The organism is Dietzia sp. SYD-A1, from assembly GCF_015356725.1.
GTDB lineage: Bacteria > Actinomycetota > Actinomycetes > Mycobacteriales > Mycobacteriaceae > Dietzia.
This window is the reverse complement of the sequence record NZ_JADDKI010000091.1, coordinates 1-1,677: the sequence shown is the minus strand read 5'-3', so window position 1 is coordinate 1,677 and position 1,677 is coordinate 1. Positions and strand designations below refer to the sequence as shown.

The window sequence follows — 1,677 nt, the reverse complement described above, 5'->3', positions numbered from 1 at the left end:
ACGTTGTGGTGGTCCCGGTGGACACGCCGTGGCTCGGCGCGGACGCCGTCCGGCGGGTCCGCGCGGTGGGCTCCGGCGACGGCCGCCACACCGCCGACCTGGCGGTGGCGACCTATGACGGGCGATGGGGGCATCCCGTGCTGCTCGGCGGACGACACCACCCCGGGGTGATCGCGTCGGCCACAGGTGACGTCGGTGCGCGACGGTACCTGCGCGCACACGCCGACGCCGTGACCGAGGTGCCGTGCGGGGACACCGGATCGCCGCGCGATGTGGACGTGCCCGGGGATCTTCTGCTCGCCCCGTAACGTCGCTGACACACGGGGTATCCGGCCGGTAATAGCGCGCGGATACAACTGGTCATCGGCTCGGCCACCCCTCACCGGCAGGCCGCGCCCCGGTACCCCGGCCCCCGTCACCTCGGCCGGCACCCCAGCTCCGGGAGCGGACATGACCACACCACAAGCGACCACACCACCAGCGACGATGACGGACGTCGGTTTCAGTGTCCCGGTGATCGACCTGAGCCCCTACACCTCGAGCGCCGTCGGTCTCGACAACGGCCCTGCCGCCCGCGAACGCGTCGCCCGCGAGATCGACGCCGCGTGCTCGCAGGTGGGCTTCATGCAGATCGTCGGGCACGGCATCGACGACGCGGTGATCGACGGACTGGCGGGGGCGATCGACGAGTTCTTCGCACTGCCCCCCGAGACCAAGAGCGGCTATCGCGTGGCCGACGCCAATCGCGGGTACAGCCCGCCGAAGAGCGAGACGCTCAGCCTGAGCCTGGGAGTCGAGTCCGCCAGCCGGATGAACGACTTCTTCGAGGCGTTCAACGTCGGCGTCGAGGCGCGCTCCTTCCCCGACCTGGCACTGGACGAGGCCGACTACGGGATCAACGTGTGGCCGGAGTGCGGCGACTTCCGGGCCCGGATCGACGCCTACTTCGGCGAGGCCTCGAGGGTCGCGCGGACCCTCACCCGGGCGTTCGCCGACGCGCTCGGTGTCCCACCCGAGGTGTTCACCGACATCACCGGACACTCGATCGACGTGCTGCGGCTGAACAACTACGCCCTGCCCCCGGGCCCGATCACCCTCGACGGCGAACTCACCGGGATGGGCGAGCACACCGACTTCGGCCTGGTGACCGTCCTGTGGGCCGACCGCGTGGCGGGTCTGCAGGTCCTGTCCTCCGACGGCGTGTGGCACGACGTCCAGCCCGTCGAGGGCGGACTGCTGGTGAACCTGGGGGATCTCACCGCGCGGCTGACCGGGGACCGTTGGATGTCCACGCTGCACCGGGTCAAGCCCCCGGTCGTCGACGGGGGGATCGTGCGACGGCGCTCGGCGGCGTTCTTCCACGACGGCGACGTCGACGCGATCGTGGGCACCCTGCCCGGCCTCGCCGGCGCGGACCAGTCCGCGTACGAACCGATCACCGTGCGCGACCACATCGCCGCCAAACTCGCCGGCTCGCGCCAGGGCAGGGCCAACACGGGCGCCGTCCGCGAGGCCGCGCGAGTCCTGGCGGCAGCCCGGCGGGAGCGGCGGTGAGAGAAGGTCCCGGCGGGCTCGAGGGACTGGCCGACGCCCTGGATTCCGACCTCGCCGCCGCCGACGCTGACCTCGCCGAGCGGTACCCGGGTCCCGCCGCCACGCGCCAGCCCGTCCACACCC

The 1,677-nt window shown here is 72.2% G+C and carries 2 protein-coding genes; both read left to right on the top strand.

The features are described from left to right. The coding region (locus tag IY392_RS04695; protein ID WP_194860639.1) for an NTP transferase domain-containing protein at positions 1-308 on the top strand (308 nt) is incomplete at its 5' end. A 142-nt stretch (positions 309-450) separates the two neighbouring features. After that, entirely contained in the window at positions 451-1,554 is a 1,104-nt protein-coding gene (locus tag IY392_RS04690) for an isopenicillin N synthase family oxygenase (protein WP_228549030.1), read from the top strand. Positions 1,555-1,677: the final 123 nt, after the last annotated feature.

Coding starts and splice junctions, on each gene's coding strand:
- IY392_RS04690 (WP_228549030.1), top strand. CDS start 451: ATGACCACACCACAAGCGACCACACCACCAGCGACGATGACGGACGTC.